At 56.1% G+C, this 16212-nt stretch carries 12 protein-coding genes; 10 read left to right on the forward strand and 2 right to left on the reverse strand.

Annotated elements, in window-relative coordinates; genetic code table 11:
- Positions 1-94: 94 nt before the first annotated feature.
- The 7 genes from MHI24_RS24660 (at position 95) to MHI24_RS24690 (ending at position 10368) form a co-directional block, all read left to right on the forward strand.
- A complete protein-coding gene (locus MHI24_RS24660; protein WP_340022162.1) occupies positions 95-1129 on the forward strand; it encodes a glycosidase in 1035 nt (344 codons plus the stop codon).
- Between the two features lie 306 nt (positions 1130-1435).
- Positions 1436-2755 carry an extracellular solute-binding protein gene (locus tag MHI24_RS24665; protein ID WP_340022163.1) on the forward strand — a complete coding sequence of 440 codons (1320 nt, stop codon included), beginning with the start codon at positions 1436-1438 and terminating at the stop codon, positions 2753-2755.
- 100 nt (positions 2756-2855) lie between these two features.
- Positions 2856-3731 carry a sugar ABC transporter permease gene (locus MHI24_RS24670; protein ID WP_340022164.1) on the forward strand — a complete coding sequence of 292 codons (876 nt, stop codon included), beginning with the start codon at positions 2856-2858 and terminating at the stop codon, positions 3729-3731.
- 30 nt (positions 3732-3761) lie between these two features.
- On the forward strand, positions 3762-4592 hold the full coding sequence (locus MHI24_RS24675) for a carbohydrate ABC transporter permease (protein ID WP_340022165.1): 831 nt from the start codon (positions 3762-3764) through the stop codon (positions 4590-4592).
- A gap of 56 nt (positions 4593-4648) precedes the next feature.
- The gene (locus MHI24_RS24680; protein ID WP_340022166.1) at positions 4649-6457 is read left to right on the forward strand and encodes a sensor histidine kinase; all 1809 of its coding nucleotides are present in this window, start codon (positions 4649-4651) and stop codon (positions 6455-6457) included.
- Positions 6447-8024, forward strand: coding sequence for a response regulator (locus tag MHI24_RS24685; RefSeq protein ID WP_340022167.1), 1578 nt, complete (start codon positions 6447-6449; stop codon positions 8022-8024). Before MHI24_RS24680 ends, MHI24_RS24685 begins: the two co-directional genes overlap by 11 nt.
- Before the next feature lie 25 nt (positions 8025-8049).
- Entirely contained in the window at positions 8050-10368 is a 2319-nt protein-coding gene (locus MHI24_RS24690; RefSeq protein ID WP_340022168.1) for a glycoside hydrolase family 3 N-terminal domain-containing protein, read from the forward strand.
- A 107-nt stretch (positions 10369-10475) separates the two neighbouring features.
- Here the strand turns inward: MHI24_RS24690 and ilvD are convergent, their stop codons facing one another.
- Positions 10476-12161 (reverse strand): dihydroxy-acid dehydratase, encoded by a 1686-nt coding sequence (gene ilvD / locus MHI24_RS24695; RefSeq protein WP_340022169.1) that lies wholly within the window; start codon positions 12159-12161, stop codon positions 10476-10478.
- A gap of 336 nt (positions 12162-12497) precedes the next feature.
- A complete protein-coding gene (locus tag MHI24_RS24700) occupies positions 12498-13538 on the reverse strand; it encodes a fucose 4-O-acetylase (RefSeq protein ID WP_340022170.1) in 1041 nt (346 codons plus the stop codon).
- Positions 13539-13785: 247 nt separating this feature from the next.
- On the opposite strand from MHI24_RS24700, the gene MHI24_RS24705 reads away from it, so the two are divergent.
- Genes MHI24_RS24705 through MHI24_RS24715 form a run of 3 tightly spaced genes read left to right on the forward strand, consistent with a single transcriptional unit; the run spans position 13786 to position 16124 of the window.
- Positions 13786-14535: an alpha/beta hydrolase gene (locus MHI24_RS24705; RefSeq protein ID WP_340022172.1), complete on the forward strand. Its 750-nt coding sequence runs from the start codon at positions 13786-13788 to the stop codon at positions 14533-14535.
- A gap of 42 nt (positions 14536-14577) precedes the next feature.
- Entirely contained in the window at positions 14578-15348 is a 771-nt protein-coding gene (locus MHI24_RS24710) for an HAD family hydrolase (RefSeq protein WP_340022173.1), read from the forward strand.
- A 35-nt stretch (positions 15349-15383) separates the two neighbouring features.
- Positions 15384-16124, forward strand: coding sequence for an NAD-dependent protein deacylase (locus tag MHI24_RS24715; RefSeq protein WP_340026781.1), 741 nt, complete (start codon positions 15384-15386; stop codon positions 16122-16124).
- The last annotated feature ends 88 nt before the right edge of the window (positions 16125-16212 follow it).

The following is a 16212-nucleotide window of genomic DNA, read 5'->3' on the forward strand; positions in this document are numbered from 1 at the left end:
TAATCGCAATTCTATGGGATATTTCTTACGGCGGGGCCGGGCTATGATGGGGATAATCCATTCAAGCACAGGCTAATCTGAGGAGGAGAAGCAATTGAGAATCAACAGACATCCGGAGAATCCGATTGTGGTGCCCGGCAAGTATGACTGGCGTCTGGCTACGGTATTTAATCCGGCAGTGATTAAGGATAACGGGAAATTCTATATGATTGAACGGACGGCAGGCTCCCTGACGCCGTGTAAAAATTACCTGGGTCTGCTGGAAAGCGAAGACGGTGTGCATTTCACCCATGTGAAGGACGAGCCGGTGGTTACCCCGGATATGCTCGGCTTTCCGTACGGCAGTGTACAGGACCCGAGAATTGTGAAAATAGGGGATGTGTTCTACATGAGCTTCGCACTCCGTCCCTGTGCCATGAATTATTATCCGACAGGAACCGGTATTCCGGAGCGTTCGATTCCTAAATATCCCGACGGCTGGGGAGAAGAGGAAGGCCACTGGCTGACCCGCTCCATTCTGATGTCCTCCCGCAATCTGACGGACTGGGAGTATGTCAGCACTACAACTCCCATCGAGATCAACGACCGCAACAATATGCTGTTCCCGGAGAAAATAGGCGGCAAATACGCGCTGCTCCGCAGACCCGAGGAATACATCGGTGAGGCTTACGGAACGGAGCAGGCGGCAATCTGGATCTCTTATTCAGAGGATCTGAAGAACTGGGAGGCCCCGAGTCTGCTGGCCAAAGCAGAGAACAGCTGGGAGAACAAAAAGATCGGTGCCTCCACTCCGCCCATTCGTACGGAGCAGGGCTGGCTGCTGCTGTACCACGGTGTAGATGATGATACCGTATACCGCCTTGGCGCAATGCTGCTCGATCTGGAGGACCCGTCCAAGGTGCTCGCCAGAACGAAGGAATTCATCATGGAGCCTGAGACGTACTATGAGAAGTTCGGCTATCAGATTCCCAATGTTATTTTCCCCACCGGCTGTGTGCTGGATGACGGCATCCTGCACATCTACTATGGCGTAACCGATACGGCGATTGCGCTGGCAACTGTTCCGCTCTCCGACATGCTGGAGCATCTGCTGGGACAGGGCGGTATTGTAAATGAACTGCAATTGTGAAGCACTAACCGCTTGAACATGTTCAGGCGGTTAACATAACTATTCTGTTGGAAGCGTTTACCCGGAGAGACATCCAGGAAAATACGATTTATATAACATGAAATGTAATGTAAATTGACTTGTTTTCAGCTATTTTCTATGAATTTTACAAACAAGCTGTAGAATAACGGATATAATCTAACATTTGTAGGATATAGACGGCAGCCGATAGCTTTTATAATTAACGTAACCACTCAGCCAACTACCCAACAGGGAATCTGAGGTGCGGGAATAGCTGATACTATAATAGTAGAAAGAGGGTCGAATATGGTGACAATGAAACAGACCAAAAAAGCAGCGTTACTTGGCTTAACCGGCGCGCTGGCTTTGTTCACAGCAGCATGCGGCAACGGCAACACCGGCAATGCAGGGAATACTGGAGCGGGCGGAAATGGCGAAGAGACCATCACCCTGAATATGATGCATCCCTGGACATCGCCCAATGTAGATAACGAAGTGTACAAGGCACGGATCGCCAAATTTGAAGCGGAGCACCCGAACATTGTCATCAAGCAGGACGGAGTGCCTTCCGCACAATACAAAACCAAGCTGCGCACCCTGGCCGCCGCCAACAATCTGGCAGACATCAATGTGGTATGGCCCGGAGCGGATCTGGAGCCGCTGGTCGAAGGAAGTCTGGTGGAGCCGATCGATGGTCTGATGGATAACTGGAAATCGATTTTGCCGGAGAGCGCATTGGCCGGGTTCAATATCGGCGGCAAGCAGTATGCGGTACCGACCAAGCAGACCTTCGTAGACATTATTTATTACAACAAAGATATGTTCGCGCAAGTAGGTTATACAGAATTCCCTGATACGTACGATAAGCTCATCGATGCAGTGACCAAGCTGAAAGCGGCGGGAATTACCCCAATCTCGCTGGGCAATAAGGAGCAATGGCCGCTGCAGTCCTCCTATCTGTCCATTATCGGGGACCGCTTTACCGGCAGTGACTTCCTCACCAAGGTGATCAATAAGGAAGCGAAGTTTACCGACCCGGATTTCGTCAAAGCGATTGCCGTCATTGATGAGCTGACCAAGCTGGGGGCCTTCAATACCGACGCCAACAATATGGATTCGGTGCAAGGGCAGGATTATTTCATTCAGGGAAAAGCAGCTATGCACATCTCTTCCTCCACCGTTGATGCGAGAATCCGGATTAACAATGACGAAGGCGACAAGTTCGGCATTGCCCTGTTCCCGAGCGTGGAGGGCGGCAAAGGAGATCCGGTAAAGAGTGCGGGTGTGGTGCAGTACGGCATCGCCATCAAGAGCGGGCTGAATGAGAAGACCAAAGCGGCTGCTGAGGAATTCATGAAGTATTTTGTCAACGAGGACCTGTACAAGGAGCTGATCCGCAACGGAGTGGTCGTTCCGGCCACGGTTGAAATTCCCGAGGATGCCAGCCCGTATCTGAAGGAGATGCTTGAGCTGACCGGCAAAGGCACAGCCCCTGTATTCGACAGTATCATTCCGACACAAGTGGTTGACGTTGTACAGAATGGGATCCAGGCGCTGACCGTAGGCCGTGGCACACCTGAGAAGGTCGCGGCGGATGCGCAGGAAGCTATAGACCAAATGAACTAAGACCCATACGGAGAAACGGAGACCGCTGTTAGCATCACTTAGCGCCCCCGTTTCTCCGTTTCATAAGCAGATTAGGATTCAACTGGAAGGGGGATGCCCTGTGCATACGCTTAAGCAAAATAAACTGGCGATCTTTATCGGATTATTTCCGGCGCTGGTCATCTATCTGGGAATTGCGATCATACCGATCGGCATTTCGCTCTACTACTCGGTGATGGACTGGAACGGGATCGGCAAGATGACTTTTATCGGCCTGGACAACTATTCCCGCATTCTTACGGATGATACGTTCTGGCTGTCTGTACAGAATAACGTTGTTATTATGCTGACGGGGCTGGTCGGCCAGCTTCCGCTGGGATTGATCATGGCTATGCTGCTGAACAAGGGGCTGAAGGGCTCAGGCTTTTTCCGTACCGTAGGGTTCATGCCTGTGGTTATCTCGTCCGTCATGGTTTCCTTAATTTGGGGCATGATCTATAACACGGAATACGGGATGCTGAACAGCATGCTGGCCTTCTTCGGACTGGAGAGCTGGCAGCAGAACTGGCTGGGGGATATGAAGTGGTCGATGCTGTCCATCAGTGTGGCCTACATTTGGCAGAACTGCGGTCTGTATATGGTTATTTTCCTGGCCGCCCTGCAGAATATCCCGGATGAGGTCAATGAGGCGGCCGAGCTGGATGGAGCAACCGGCTTCCGGCGCACCCTGCATATCACGATTCCGATGCTCCGCAGCACCATCATGGTAGCGGTAGTCTACAGCATCAGCAACTCTTTCCGTGTATTTGATCTGATTCAGGTACTGACCGGCGGCGGGCCGGCGCATCAGACGGAGGTCATGACGCTCTATATGTACAATAGCGCATTTATGAATTTGCGTTACGGCTACGGCAGTGCGGTATCGATTCTGATTCTGCTGTTCAGTCTGATCGTGATCACTATCGTCAACCGGCTGGGCCGGGAGAAGGATGCCTGATGAAGTTGTACAGAGAGGAGGAGAGCACCTGTGAATAAAAAAACACCGTTATTCAAAATCATGGCCTACACTTTTTTGAGTCTGTTCGCTATTATGAATATAATTCCGATCTTCTGGATGATCGTCAATTCGTTTAAGGAAGAGCAGGAATATGCAGCCAATCCGTTCTCTTTCCCGGCCACACTGCATTTCTCCAACTACACTAAGGCTTGGGAAATTGCCAATATGAATATTTATTTCCTGAACAGTCTGCTGATTACGTTCGTGTCGCTGGTGGTGACCGTGCTGCTGGGCTCGCTTGCCGCCTATTTCCTGGCCCGGTTCACCTTCAAGCTCCGCGGCTTCACGTATGCGCTGTTTCTGCTCGGCATGCTGGTGCCGATTCATGCTACACTGATTCCGATCTTTTTGATTATGCAAAAAATGAGTCTGATCGATACGTACTTATCGCTAATTCTGCCTTATACGGCATTTCACCTGTCGCTGACGGTGTTTATTCTGGAGGGCTTTATGCGGGGCTTTCCCAAGGATCTGGAAGAGTCGGGGATTATGGATGGAGCGGGTGTATTCCGCATTTTCTGGTCGATTATTCTGCCGATCACGCGCCCGGCTATGGCTACCGTCGTGATTCTGAACTTTATTTACAACTGGAATGAATATTTATTCGCGCTCGTGCTGATCACCTCCAATTCGCTCAAGACGCTGCCGCTGGGGCTGGCGAATTTTGTCGGCGTGGAGACGGCGAGCTATACGCTGCAGATGTCGGCGCTGACCATTGCACTTGTTCCCATACTGATCTTTTATCTGCTGCTGCAGAAGCAGCTGGTAACCGGCATGACCGCCGGAGCGGTTAAGGGCTAAACCGGGGTCTTGCAGCAACAGAAAGCAGCGGGCAGTTAGGATAAAGGAGTCTGAGGATGAAGACACGCTGGATAAGGTCCGGTAATTTCGGCTTAAAACGCAAGGCTATGGTGATCTTTCTGCTACTTGTCATTCTGCCGACCATCGGGGTCGGGGTCATTGTTCAATATAAATACAATAAGGTGCTCCGCGAGCAGTTCATCAATTCAACCCGCCGCAACCTTGACAATGTGACCAGCCAGCTTGGCGAGCAGACTAAAATGGTGGAGGATATCGCCGATTATTTCATTCTGAGTCCCGACATGCGGAACTTTCTCCGCAGCTATCCGCCGCTTGAAGTTGAACAAAGGGCTGTATATAAGCGTAATATCGAGGATTTCCTGACGTTTCAATTAATGTCGCGAAGCTATATCCGCTCCATTGAAATCTCCGGCTACAACGGTAACACCATTGAGATGGGGGAGCCGTTCAGCGGGGATGAAGGGAAGTGGGAGCATGAGGCGGTGGCCCGCAAAGGCGGGATTCTCTGGACCGAGGGCTACCCGCTCTACAGCTCCTGGAATGGGCAGGTGAGGGTGCTCTCCATGATCCGCATCCTGAATTCCTTCAGTGAAATTACGAAGCCGCTCGGCAGGCTGACCATCCGGCTGGATGAGGCGAGTATCGCTGCCCAGCTTGAAAAAGGTGTGCTGGGGGCCGGTTACGGCAGCGTGTTCGTGATGGGCGGAGCCGGTGATCTGATCCTGGAATCCGTCAACCGTCTGCCGGACAGCTATGTTCCGGGCCGGGAGCTGATGCAGACGCTAACGGCGTCCAGCAGCAAGCTTGCCACCGCAGTAATCGGGGGTAAGCGTTACCTGAGTATGTACAATCAAATTGAAAATTCCGACTGGAAAGTGGTCGTTATCATCTCTGAAGAGAAGATGGCTGAGGAATTCCGCAGCGTCAAGATCGTGATGTCGGTTATCCTGACTGCCATCCTGGTGCTGGCACTCGCTGCGCTTGTCGGATTCCACTATACCATTATCCGGCCGATTCTGCGGCTGAAGATCGAGACAGGGCGTGTCGCCGGCGGTGACTTCAGCGCCAGGGTGCCTGTTAACTCCCAGGATGAAATCGCCGAGCTGGGCAGCAAGTTCAACGAGATGGTTGTAACCATACAGCAGCTTATAGATCATAAATACAAGCTGGAGCTTCGGGAACGGGAGTCGGAGCTGAAGCTGATGCAGAATCAGATGGACCCTCATTTTCTGTACAACACCCTGGATATGATCCGCTGGACAGCCCGTCTGGAGCAGGCGGAGCAATCCAGCCAGCTGATCGAAATGCTGTCCAGATTCTTCCGCGCCAGCGTCAATAACGGCAGCTATCAGACGACGGTGGGCAAGGAAATGGATTTCGTCCAGGCTTATTTGTATTTACAACAGTATAGACTAGGTGACAAGCTGTCTTATTCACTGCATCTGGAGCCTGGTATTGAAGAGGCGGTTACGCTGAAGGCCACCATCCAGCCGCTGGTGGAGAACGCGGTTAAGCATGGCTTAGACCGGAGCAAGCCACTCTATAGGATTGAAGTGAAGGCATATACCTCCGGAGATGAAATCCGGATTGATGTGACCGACAACGGAACAGGCATGTCCCAAGACCGGCTGCGGGAAATAGAAGCCGGCCTCCACCACAGGCCTTCCATGCGGGTAAGCGGCCACGAAGGGGCGCTGCGCAATATTCATGAACGGCTGTCCATTTTCTTCGGACAGGATTACGGGCTGCGGATTATCAATACTTCGGGTGAGGGCACGGGCATCCGTGTCACGCTCCCGCTGCGGCAGTCCACAAGCGAGGGGGCAGAAGATCATGAGCAATAACGGACGAATAGACACCAAGGTGCTTAAAATGCTGATTGTCGATGATGAGCCGGTCATTTGCAAGGGACTTCGCTTAACCGTCGATTGGGCTGCGCTGGGGATAGAGGTCATTGGAGAAGCCTATGACGGTGAGGAAGCGCTGCAGATGATGGGGCAGCATGAAGTGAATTTTGTACTGTCGGACATCAGGATGGCCGGTATGGACGGTCTGCAGCTTGCCGAGCAGGTAGGGCAGCGTTATCCGGAAGCCCGCATGATCATCATCAGCGGCTATGAGGATTTCGATTATGCGCGCCAGGCGATCCGGCTCGGGGTCAACGATTATTTGCTGAAGCCGGTTAATATAGACGAGCTTACCGGCGTAGTGGCGAAGCTGGCAGAGGATATCCGGCAGCAGAAGCAGGAGGGCGGCAAGGATGAATTGAAGCTCTGGCTGACCAACATGGCCCGGCACGGAATGGCCTACCGCAAGGCAGCCCCTTCTTCGCTGCAGGGAGCGGAGTTTAGAATTCTCGCATCGCAGCTCGGCTGCTTTCATGAGCGTTATGGCGGGCTTGGGCAGGAGGCGTATGAACAGCTTCAGGAACGGTGGATAAGCAGCCTTCACGGGCGGCTCGCGCTTCCCGGCCTGAAGCTTGTCTCTATCTTCGATCATGAGAACCTGCTGATTACGCTGGCCGTATCGGAGCGGAGGCTGGAGCCGCCGGAATGGCGTGAATGGCTGGACGGCTTCGTTCCCGGGCTGATCCCGGGGGCGGAGCTGCATGGCGGGGTATCCCGGGCTTATACCGATGCCGCAGAGACGGCAGAGCGCTGTGCGGAAGCCGCAGAGCTGCTGCGCTATGCGGTGCTGGGGAACTCTGCGGTGCTGGAGGAAGACGTTATCCGGCAATGGAGCGGTACAAGGGAGCCTGCAGTGCTGGACATTGCCGGCATGGTACAGAGTCTGGTGGCCGCTCTGTTCAAACAGGATGCCCAGGAGACCGGGGAGCTGGTTTCGGAGATGCTGAATTTTTTCAAGCGTGAATCGTATTTGCTGCATGAGATCGTGACCGTGTACGAGGAGCTGTTCGCCCTGCTTCGGCAGAGGCTGCGCAAGAGCGGAATCACCGGTATGGATTATGGCCGGCAGTCACCGGATCTCTATCTATATAACTCTTACGATGCTCTGCAGGCGCTGATCCTTAAAGACATGGCCGACTTGCTTGAGCTGATCGAGCAGAACGGGACCGACCGCTCCTACTGGATTGTCGAGAAGGCCAAGCGTTACATTGAAGCCCAATACCTTACGGACCTTAAGGCATCCGAGGTTGCGGCCTGGCTGAAGATTACGCCCAGCTATTTCAGCTATATTTTCAAGCAGAGTACAGGCAAAGGCTTCACGGAATATATGAACGGGCTGCGGATCGAGCAGGCTAAGGCACTGCTGGCAGAGACACATGACAAGGTATTTGAAATTGCCGACAAGGTGGGCTACAAGGAATACAAATATTTCGTGACCGTATTCAAGTCGTATACAGGCATGACTCCCAAGGAATACCGGGGGCTGCGGGCAGGCAAGGATTAATTAAGCAAGCGGGAGGAACTGAGCGATGGAAATATATAAGCAAGCTTCCTATAGTGTGGAGGAGCGGGTTCAAGATCTGTTGTCCCGCATGACGCTGCGGGAGAAGACGGGGCAGCTCAACCAGCGGATGTACGGCTGGGATGCTTATGCCTGGGAGAACGGGGAGCTTGTGCTCACCGGGGCCTTCCGTCAGGAGGTAGCGGCCGGCGGGGGGATGGGGGCGCTGTATGGCTTATTCCGCAGTGATCCCTGGTCCGGCGTGGATTACAGCAATGGTATTACGGCTGCGGACAGCGCCGCTGCCGCGAACAAGATTCAGCGCTATGTGCTGGAGCATACCCGGCTGGGGATTCCTGTGCTGCTTAGCGAGGAATGCCCGCATGGACATCAGGCGCTGGACGGAACCCTGCTGCCGGTGAATCTGGCAGCCGGTGCAACCTGGAACCCGCAGCTGATGGAGCAGGCCTACAGCCGGGTAGCGCTGGAGCTCCGCAGCCGGGGGGCCCATCTCGGACTGCTGTCCGCCCTTGATATTCTGCATGATCCGCGCTGGGGGCGTTCCGAGGAATGCTACAGCGAGGACCCGTTCCTGGCGGCTGCTCTTACGGCAGCGGCTGTGCGCGGAATGCAGGGCATAACGCCGGAGGAGCTGGAGTCACCGGACAAGGTGGCTGTGATTCTTAAGCATCTGTGTGCTCAGGGAGCAGCGCAGGGCGGGAGGAATGCGGGACCGGCCGCGATCGGTGAGCGTGAGCTGCGTGAGATCCATCTCCCGGCAGCACAGGCAGGCGCAGCGGCGGGAGCTGCCGGATTCATGGCCGCGTACAATGAAATCGACGGCATTCCCTGCCATGCGAATGAGGCGCTGCTGAGCGGTATTCTGCGCGGGGAATGGGATTTCGGCGGGATTGTGATGGCTGACGGTCAGGCTGTTGACCGTCTGGTTGCGCTAACCGGCAGTTATGAAGGCGCAGCAGCGCTGGCCTTGTCGGCCGGTGTAGACCTGAGTCTGTGGGACAAGGCCTTCAGCACGCTGGAAGAGGCGGTGGCCCGGGGGCTTGTCCGTGAGGCTGATATTGACCGCGCCGCCTCCCGGGTATTGACGCTGAAATTTCGGCTCGGCTTGTTTGAGCGTCCATATGCCGATGAGCAGCAGGCGGTTTCGGTGGTGGGCCATGCGGATACCCGCCGGCTGAACCTGCAGGTGGCGCGGGAATCGGTTGTCCTGCTGAAGAATGAAGATGCCCTGCTTCCGCTTGCCGGCAAGCTCCGGCGGATTGCGGTGATCGGACCGAACGCGGACCGGCTGTATAATCAGCTCGGTGATTATACCAGCATCCAGCGTGAAGGAAGCGGCACAACGGTGTTGCAGGGCATCCGGCAATGTGCTCCGGCCGGGATTGAGGTCGTACATGCTCTGGGCTGCGGCATCCGCGATGCTTCCGCAGCCGGCCTGAGCGAGGCGGTGGAGCTGGCGCGCGGCGCGGATGTTGCAGTGCTGGTGCTGGGAGGCAGCAGCGCGCGGCAGTTCGGCGGCGACTTCGACGCCAACGGTGCGGCGATTATCAGCGAAGGCAGCCCGTCCGAAATGGACTGCGGCGAGGGTGTGGATCTGGCCGACCTGCGGCTAGGAGGTATCCAGCAGCAGCTCGCGGAAGCCGTGGCCGCCACCGGCACACCGGTGGTCGCAATCGTTATCCAAGGCCGTCCCCACGCCTTGGACCAGCTGGAGCCGTTAGCCGGCGCGCTGCTCTGTGCGGCCTATCCCGGCTCGGAAGGCGGGCAGGCCATCGCTGAGATTCTGTTCGGCCAGGTGAATCCGAGCGGCAAGCTGCCGGTGTCCCTGCCGCGTTCCTCCGGGCAGCTGCCGGTCTATTACAACCAGAAGGACCCCGGCCGTCCCCGGGTATATGTGGACATGCCGTCCGCTCCGCTGTATTCCTTCGGACACGGGCTCAGCTACACAAGTTTTGATTACGGAAGCGTCTCGTTGTCCGCTGCATCGATCTCAGCTGCAGAACTGGAGGCAGGCAGCCGGGTATCCGTCAGCATCACAGTGAAGAATACCGGCGGTGTCGCAGGCCTGGAGACTGTCCAGCTGTACATCCGTGCCCGTGAGTCGGGGATCACCCGCCGGATTGCGGAGCTGAAGGGCTTCAGCAAAATCCAGCTCCAGCCGGGCGAAGAGAAAACAGTAACCTTCTCTCTTGGCGTGGAGGAGTTGGGCGTATGGAATATAGCCATGAAGTTCGCTGCCGTTCCCTGCCGGGTTAGTGTAATGGCAGGAGGAAGTCTTGCCGGCACCCGGTCAGCGGAGCTTGTCGTTACAGGAAGCGGGTCGTAATGCTTTCTTCATAAATTCCCTGGATTTAAAAAAAGATGCCCCGCAGACTGCAGTCTGCGGGGCATCTTTTTTGTGCTTTTTCAAGTATACAGAATCGCGGCTAACGATTAGATCTTCAGCACGCCGCCGTTGCTTGCGTTGGTAACCAGCTTGGAGTAGCGGGCCAGATAGCCGGTCTTCACCTTCGGCTCGAAGCCCTTCCAGCCCTGGCGGCGGACCGCCAGCACTTCCTCGTCAACCAGCAGCTCAATCTTGCGGTTATTGAGGTCCAGCTCGATGATGTCGCCATTCTCCACGAAGGCGATCGGACCGCCCTCAGCCGCTTCCGGCGAGATGTGGCCGATGCTGATGCCGCGGGATGCGCCGGAGAACCGGCCGTCCGTGATCAGGCCGACCTTCGCGCCCAGTCCCATGCCGACGATCTGCGAGGTTGGTGCCAGCATCTCAGGCATCCCTGGTCCGCCCTTCGGTCCTTCATAGCGGATGACAACGACATGGCCTTCCTTGACCTTGCCGTTCGCGATGCCTTCCAGTGCCTCCTCCTGGGAGTCGAAGCAGATGGCCGGTCCTTTGTGATAGCCGCCGACAGAAGCGTCAACCGCGCCCACCTTGATGATGGAGCCTTCCGGAGCCAGGTTGCCGTAGAGCACGGACAATCCGCCGACTTCGGAATAAGGGTTGTCCAGGGTATGGATAACAGAGGTATCCTTGATCTCATGTCCACGTACATTCTCAGCCAGCGTCTTGCCGGTAACGGTCATGCAGTCGCCGAAGATTGCCCCCGGCTTCTTCAGCAGCTCGTTCAGTACGGCACTTACGCCGCCTGCCCGGTCCACATCTTCGATGAAGATATCGGAGGCCGGAGCCAGCTTAGCGAGATAAGGAACCCGGTTAGCGACTTCATTGATGCGTTCCAGCGGATACTCTACCTGGGCCTCTTGAGCCAGGGCCAGTGTATGCAGAACCGTATTGGTTGATCCGCCCATCGCCATGTCCAGCGCGAACGCGTTGTCCAGCGATTCCTGGGTTACGATATCACGCGGCTTCAGGTCCATCTTGATCAGCTCCATCAGCTGGGTGGCCGATTTGCGGACGAACTCTTTGCGTTCTTCAGCAACCGCCAGGATTGTGCCGTTGCCCGGCAGCGCAAGGCCCATAGCTTCAGCCAGACAGTTCATAGAGTTCGCGGTGAACATCCCGGAGCATGATCCGCAGGTAGGACAGCCGTATTGTTCAAGTTCAAGCAGCTCAGCATCGTTGATCTTGCCGACCTGATGCGCGCCGACGCCTTCGAAGACAGAGGTCAGGGAGAGCTTCTTGCCCTTGCTGTCCACGCCCGCCTTCATCGGTCCGCCGCTGACGAAGATGGTCGGGATGTTCACGCGCAGGGCGCCCATCATCATGCCCGGGGTGATTTTGTCACAGTTGGGGATGCAGACCATGCCGTCGAACCAGTGCGCCGAGACTACGGTCTCCAGGGAGTCGGCAATGATCTCACGGCTCGGCAGCGAATAACGCATTCCGATATGGCCCATGGCGATCCCGTCGTCTACGCCGATCGTATTGAACTCGAACGGAACCCCGCCGGCTTCGCGGATCGCTTCCTTAACGATTTTGCCGAATTCCTGCAGATGCACATGACCCGGTACAATATCAATGTAGGAATTGCAGACCGCGATGAACGGCTTGCCGAAATCCTCTTCCTTCACGCCGGCAGCACGCAGCAGGCTGCGGTGCGGGGCGCGGTCGAAGCCCTTTTTGATCATGTCTGAACGCATTTTCTTGTTTGCCATGATGACATTTCCCCTTAAAAGTATTGGTGTAGCAATTATATTGCCGCATTAACGCATTGCAATCCCGGAATTCGCGAATCTGCGGTTTATAGAATGTTCACGGTCCAGCTTCTGCAAGAAACAGAAGTGGGGCAGAGCCGTTCTATAAGAATAAGGGCAATAGGATACGAACGTTAATAGAGAGTCTATCACAAAAAGCCTGTTTTTTCTACCGGACAATGTGAAGTTTGTCGCAGGAAGAATCAAGGAAAAGCCTAAGCCTGAATGCACAAAAGCCCATCCCGGCGGGACAGGCAGCTGTTCAGGAATCGGCTTATGGGCGAGGAAGACTGAACATTAGAGTGAGCGTCTCAGCGCGGCGCGCCGCAGGGAGATCATCCAGCCGACCGGCGGCTCTACCAGCGGATGCAGCACACGCCTGACCACAGGCAGGGCCAGCAGTACCGTGCAGCCTGTTGCGGCGAATATCAGCATGGCTGCGCCGGCGGGGCCGGTGATGTAGACGTACAGGCCGGATGCCGCTGCCGCGCGGACAACCAGTCCGTGCAGCAGGAAGACGTACAAGGTGCGGCGGCCCAGATCGGTCATGCGGCATAATCCCCAGGGGACCAGGCTCAGAAAGGCAAGCGAAGAGACAAATTGCAGAGCATACACGCCAAGACGGAACACGCCTGCATACCATTCATGGATGCCAAGCTGCATATAGGTCATGCTGCCGTATAACCAGCCGACAGGAAGCGCGCGGCCCAGCAGCCCGGTGGCGGTGAACAGCAGCAGGGAGGCACCGGCGGCAACGATCCGGAAATACCGCTGATACAGCCTCATGAAGGCGCTGAAGGAGAAGTGATATCCGGCTACAAAAAAGGGCAGGTACACAAAGGTGCGGCTCAGGCTGAACCAGCAGCCGTCAAGCTGCAGATAGCCCACCGCCACACCGGCGGCAATAGCGAAGGCGAACTGGGCGCTGCGGCTCCAGCGGCTCATGCCCAGCATCAGCAGACGCCAGCAGGCATGGCTGGCGAGAAACCATAACAGCAGATAAGGGGCGAAGAAGGAGTGATGAATGTTGCTGGCCTGGAAGAAGGCGATGTCGAGTACAGAGTACAGGCTCTGGAAGATGAGGTATTGCAGTCCGGTCTGCAGCAGCACCTTGCGGCCTGCCGCTCCGCTTAAGCTGCTGCGGGCGAAGTAACCGGTTACCAGAACGAACAGCGGCATATGGAAGCTGAAGATCCACCGGTACAGGGTGTCCAGCCCGCTCATGGCGGAAATCAGGGGCTCGACCGCATTGGCCACAAAGACAGTTACGATTAACATAAAGCGCAGGTTGAGGAAGAAAGTCTCTCCTTGCTGGTCAAGCGGGCGTTCCCGGGTCATGACGTTACCTCCGTATATAGGATATGCGACAGGCTGCGTTATTGGGATTTCGTTTGCAGGATAGCAGGATAGTGGATATTTTAATTTTAAAATACATGATTTCCAAAAGATAAATTGTGAACTTCATCACTTATCTCAGCTTGGTAAGCGCTATCACCGCGGAGAGTTGTGGCGAACTCTTGAAGGTTGTTTGATTTCTGCGATTACTTTATAATTTTCCTATGCAGTAATCCGGGAGTGAACCCTATTGAGAAAGAGCCTTACCAGACGCCGTGTGCTTATAGCAAGTGTAGTGATTTTGTTGGTGGCAGTTGTGCTTGTATGGAGGTATCTGACCCCGTACAAGCCGGAGGAGCGTGCCGAGACGGCGCTGGTCACTGCCGGAAGCGTCTCCGTGGAGCAGAATGATAACTGGATCTCGTTCGAGCCTTCCACAGCGCATGGCACAGCCGTGATTATGTATCCCGGCGCACTGGTGAAGCCTGAAGCCTATGCTCCGCTGGCCAGAGCCATTGCGCAGGCCGGGCATCCGTTCTATATTGCCAGAATGCCGCTTAATCTGGCGGTGATTAAGGGGGATGCCGCAGAGGAGATTCTCCGCGTCCACCCGAAGCAGTCCTTCGTCCTTGGCGGCCACTCGCTCGGCGGCGTCATGGCTTCGCGTTTCGCTGCGGAGCATGCCGGCCAGCTGGAGGGCGTTTTTTTTCTGGCCTCCTATCCGGATGAGAAGGGGAGCCTGAAGGATACCACCCTGTCTGTGTTGTCTGTGCTTGGCACGGAGGACAAGGTAGTTGACCGGGACAGCTATAATAAGGGCCGGGCCTATATCCCAAGCAATACCGTATACGTGTCCATTGAAGGCGGCAACCATGCCCAGTTCGGCAGCTACGGCCCCCAGAAAGGGGACGGAACCCCTACGATTACAGAGGAGGAGCAGCAGGAGCGCACCGTGCGGGCACTGCTCGATTGGATGGGCAATCTGCGCCAGAGCAAATGATTATATAGAATGTGGTAATGCTTTATGCAGAGGAGGGTTGGCATGCCTGTATTGCATATTCATGAGCACGCTGTACCGTGCAGCGGCATCCTGTTCGACAAGGACGGCACGCTGCTTGACCTGCTCGCCACCTGGGGCAGCTGGGCTGACCTGGTGCTGGAGGGGCTTGGCAGCCAGCTGGCGCTGATCAAGGGCCAGCCGGTCCGGACGGGCGATCTGGCCGGGGTGCTGGGAACGACCCATGATGCGGCCGGGCGTATTACCGGCTATGATCCTGCCGGGCCGCTCTCGATGGCAACCGCCGAGGAATCAACCGGGGTCCTTGCCTGGCAGCTGTATTCAGCCGGTGTTCCCTGGAACGAAGCGGTGACGCGGGTCCATGCCATCTCCAAGGAAGCTATGAATGAGCTGCGCCGCCGGCGTACAGCAGTACCCATGCCGGGGCTGCGGCCGTTCCTTGGGCAGTGCGCGGCCGCCTCCTTGAAGCTGGGCGTTGTGACCTCCGACAACCAGTCCACCACCCGGGAGCACCTGGAGTGGCTTGGCATTGCCGGGTACTTCAGCACCGTCGTTACCCGCGACCGGGTGAAGCACGGCAAGCCTGCTCCCGAGATGGCAGAGACCGCCTGCCGTGAGCTGGGCCTCCGGCCGGAGGAGACGGTTATTATCGGCGACAGCAATGCCGATATGCAGCTGGGCAGAGGCGCAGGCTTGCGCCTTGCCGTAGGCATCTCCCCCGGCGGGGCGGACAGCCACCTGCTGGATGCGGATCTGGTGGTGTCCGGCTTCGGGGAGCTGAGGATAAGCATTTGATTACATTATGTACAGAGAGGAAACGTGTGGAGACTATGGATCAATTGCAGCAACTGGCTTCATGGATCAAGGACAGCGGAAATATTGTGTTTTTCGGCGGCGCGGGAACATCAACCGAGAGCGGCATACCGGACTTCCGTTCCGCAGCCGGCTTATACCAGACGCAGCATAACTCTCCGTATCCGCCAGAGGTGATGCTCAGCCTCAGCTTCTTCATGTCCTCGCCGGACATTTTTTTTGATTTCTACCGCAGCAAAATGATTCATCCCGAAGCGCAGCCGAACGGTGCCCACCGGCTGCTGGCCCGGCTGGAGGACGAAGGCAAGCTCAAGGCGGTGATTACGCAAAATATCGACGGCCTGCATCAGATCGCGGGCAGCCGCCGGGTGCTGGAGCTGCACGGCTCCATCCACCGCAATCACTGCATGGGCTGCCGGCGGTATTTCGGCCTGGAGGAGTGGCTGGAGATGACAGCGGCTGTGCCGCGCTGCCCGGACTGCGGCGGCATCATCAAGCCGGATGTGGTGCTCTATGAAGAGGCGCTGGACCATGAGGTGCTCGTGGAGTCAGTGGAGGCTATTGCCGCAGCGGATCTGCTGATCATCGGCGGCACCTCGCTGACCGTACAGCCTGCGGCCAGTCTGGTCACGTATTTCAGAGGGCGTCACACCGTCCTGCTCAACAATGATCCAACCCCTTATGATCACCAGGCCGATCTGATTATAACGGAGCGGATCGGGGATGTCATGGGGAGGCTGCAGGGACTTCTGGCATAGCCGCCGGCTTTTCCCGGGGAAGACGATTATAAATTCCGCCAGGCGTTTATTATAGGGTATTGCAGCACAGAGGAAACGAGAGGCAGGG

The organism is Paenibacillus sp. FSL K6-1096, assembly GCF_037977055.1.
Lineage (GTDB): Bacteria > Bacillota > Bacilli > Paenibacillales > Paenibacillaceae > Paenibacillus_AQ.